Source organism: Promineifilum sp. (SeqCode), from assembly GCF_041918635.1.
Taxonomy (GTDB): Bacteria; Chloroflexota; Anaerolineae; order Promineifilales; family Promineifilaceae; genus Promineifilum.
Genome location: NZ_JAYRVJ010000316.1, coordinates 1 through 3,395, shown reverse-complemented (window position 1 = coordinate 3,395; position 3,395 = coordinate 1). Strand labels below are relative to the sequence as shown.

Genomic DNA, 3,395 nt, shown 5'->3' with positions numbered 1-3,395 from the left:
CTGGCCGCCGCCCAACGCAACGTGTCCGCCGCCGAATCGAGCCTGGCCGGGGCCGTCGCCCGGCGCGACGCGGCGCTGGAGGTCAGCGACGCCGCCGTGCGCGCCGCCGAAGCGCAGGTCGCCGCCGCCGCGGCCCGCCTGACCGGCCTCCAGGAGAACTACGACACGCTCATCACTACCTGCGTGACCCTGCCCGACGGCAGCGAAGTCTGCCCGCTGCTGGGCGCGCCGGAAGAGAGCCTGCGCGCCCAGGTGGCGGCGGCCGAGGCGGCCCTGAGCGCCGCCCAACGGGCGCTGGACGAGGCGCGGGCCGGCCCGACCCCCGCCGGCCAGCGCGCGGCCGAAGCCGACGTGGCCGTGGCCGCCGCCCAGCGCGACGCCGCCGCGGCCCAGTTGGCGCTGCTGGAGGCCGGGGCGCGGCCGGAGCAGGTGCAATTGGCCGAGATCGGCCTGGAGCGGGCGCAACTGGGGCTGGAGCGGGCCGGCGTGGCCGCCCAGGAGGCCGCCGCGGCCGTGGCCCAGGCCGAAGCCGGGGTGAGCATGGCCGAAGCGGACGTGGCCGAGGCGCAACACACGCTCGACCGCCTGACCCTGACCGCGCCCTTCGCCGGCACGGTGGGCGAGGTGCTGGTGGAGGCGGGCGAACTGGTCGGCCCCGGCGTCCCGGTGGCCCAACTGGCCGGGGCGGGCTGGCTGGTGGAGACGACCGACCTGGTCGAACTGGACGTGGTGCGCGTGGCCGAGGGCCAGCCGGTCGAGGTGACGGTCGACGCCCTGCCCGGCGAGACGCTGCGCGGCACGGTGCTCGACGTGGCCCGCGTCGCGCAACTCACCCGCGGCGACGTGACCTACCGCGTCCGCGTCGCCCTGGACGACTACCCCGACCTGCCCCTGCGCTGGGGCATGACGGCGCTGGCGACGATTGGCGGCCCGTAGTCAGGCAATTCATTGCCATTCTTATCGTAGCGCAGCCATTCCTGGCTGCGTTCGGCCGCCGCAGCCAGGAATGGCTGCGCTACAGGCGCGAAGAACAGCAATGAATTGCCTGACTACCAACCGCCGTCGAATCGGCTATTATTCTGTATAAGCCATGCGACATTTCCTTGCCCGCGCCAGCCTGGCCACCCGGCTCGTCATCGCCCTGGTGGTGCTCATCGTCCTGACCACGCTCAGCGCCGGCGTGCCCGCCTTCTGGCTGACACGCTCGCAACTGGAGGAGCAGGCCTGGCAGCGCATCGACGCCACCGCGCGCGCCACCGAATCCCTCTATGACGCCTCGCACGGCCGCGTGGTCGATCTGACCGCCCTGCTGGCCGAGCGGCCGACGCTGCGCCGCCTGCTGGAAGAAGGCGACATGGACGCGGTCGAGCCGTACCTGCGCGCCTTCCAGGAGCAGAGCGACCTCGACGTGATCCTGTTGTGCGACGGCGAGGACGTGGTCGTCGCCACCGACCCGGCCCTGGTGCGCTGCCCCATCGGGGCCACCAGCGGCGTCACGCTCATCAACGACCGGCCCATCCTGGCCGCCGGGCAGAACATCCTCAGCAGCGACATCCCCGAACCGCTGGGCACGGCCGTCACCGGCATCTGGCTCGACGGCGAATTCCTGTCCCAGCTAAGCGTTAACACCGGCGTCCAGCAGACCCTCCTGACGCTGGACGGCCGCCCGCTGGCGACGACCCTGCCGCCCGGCATCGCCACCGTCCGGGCGCGCGGGGCGGAGGGCCAGATGAGCGCCGCCGGCCGCAGCTACTTCACCTCCCAGTTCGCCCTGCCCGACCCCGGCGGGCGCGATGGACTGCTGGCCGAGGTGGAGTTGCCCGTCGATCAACTCATGGCGACAGAGCGCACGGCGCTGACCGTCCTGGTCGCCAGCACGGGCGTGGTGGCCCTGCTGGGCGTCCTCCTGGGCACGCTCTACATCCGGCAACTGACCGCGCCGCTGCTCGACCTGACCCACGCCGCCGAACAGATCAGCCAGGGCGACCTGAGCGCGCCCATCCCTCGTCTGGCCGGGCCGCCGGAGATGGCGACCCTGTCGGCCTCGCTGGAGAAGAGCCAGGCGACCATGCTCGGCGCGCTGGAGGAGCGCTCCCAGGCCCGCGACTGGCTCAGCACGCTGGTGCAGTCGGTCATCGAGGGCGTCGTCACCTTCGATACGCGCGGCCGGCTGACCTTCATGAGCCAGGGGGCGGAGGCGCTGACCGGCTGGACGAGCGGCGAGGCGGTCGGCTTGCTGATGAACACCCTGCTGCCGCTGGCCGAGCCGGCCCCCGGCGAGACGTTCCTCAACCGCATCCCGCCGGCCGGCGAGAAGCGCGAGATCGAGGTGCTGGCCCGCTCCGGCAAGCGCGTCGTGCTGGCCGCCACGGGCGCGCGCATGGTTCCGCCCAACAGCGACACGGTGCAGGTGGCCCTGGTGCTGCGCGACGTGACCGAAGAGCAGGCGCTGCGCCATCTGCGGTCGTTCTTCCTGGCTAACATCTCCCACGAGTTTCGCACGCCGCTGAGCACGCTGAACGCCTCCATCGAACTGCTGATGGATCAGGTGGATGACCTGTCGGCGGCCGAGATTCGCGAACTGCTCAAGCCGACGCACATGAGCCTGCTCAGCCTCCAGTCGCTCATCGACAACCTGCTGGAGAGCAGCAGCATCGAGGCCGGCTCGTTCGTCTTGCGCAAGCGGCCGGTCGTGCTGAACGAGGTCATCGCCAACGCCCTATCCATCGTCCGGCCGCTGGTGGAGCGGCGGCGGCAGCCCATCAGCGTCACCGAGCCGGCGCAGTTGCCGGCGCTGGAGGCCGACGGGGGCCGGCTGACACAGGCGCTCGTCAACCTGCTGACCAACGCCAGCAAGTACAGCCCCATCGGCCGGCCGATCGAGTTGCGCGTCGAGAGCGATGAAAAGGTGCTGCGGCTGTCGGTCGTCGACCGCGGACCGGGCATCCGCCCCGGCGACCACGTGAACGTGTTCCGGCGCTTCGTGCGCCTGGACGATCAGGGGCACGAGCAGTACGGCATCGGCCTGGGGCTGTACCTGGTCAAGAAGATCGCCGAGGCCCACGGCGGCGCGGTGGGCGTGGACGACCGCCAGGGCGGCGGCGCGCGCTTCTGGATGGAGATACCGATATGAAGGTAATGGTAGTCGAAGACGATCTGGCGCTGTCGGACGTGGTGTCGTTCACCCTGCGGCGGGCCGGCTACGACGTGGTGACGGCCCACGACGGGCTGGCGGCGGTGGAGATGTTCGAGCAGGCCGCGCCCGACCTGCTGCTGCTCGACCTCAACCTGCCCCGGCTCGACGGCCTGGGCGTCTGCCGCCAGGTGCGCAGCCTCAGCAACGTGCCCATCATCATCCTCAGCGTGCGGGCCGGCGACGAGGCCGTCGTCCGCGG

The 3,395-nt window shown here is 71.7% G+C and carries 3 protein-coding genes; all 3 read left to right on the top strand.

What is annotated here, in order from left to right; translation table 11 throughout:
- On the top strand, positions 1-936 hold a 936-nt coding region (locus ACE3UY_RS10130; protein ID WP_374687415.1), incomplete at its 5' end, for an HlyD family secretion protein.
- Positions 937-1,090: 154 nt separating this feature from the next.
- Complete coding sequence (locus ACE3UY_RS10125) at positions 1,091-3,133, top strand: ATP-binding protein (RefSeq protein WP_374687414.1); 2,043 nt, start codon at positions 1,091-1,093, stop codon at positions 3,131-3,133.
- The coding region (locus ACE3UY_RS10120; RefSeq protein ID WP_374687413.1) for a response regulator at positions 3,130-3,395 on the top strand (266 nt) is incomplete at its 3' end. The genes ACE3UY_RS10125 and ACE3UY_RS10120, both read left to right, overlap by 4 nt.

Bases quoted from the DNA above. Each gene is read 5' to 3' on its own strand.
- ACE3UY_RS10125 (WP_374687414.1), top strand. From the start codon at position 1,091: ATGCGACATTTCCTTGCCCGCGCCAGCCTGGCCACCCGGCTCGTCATC.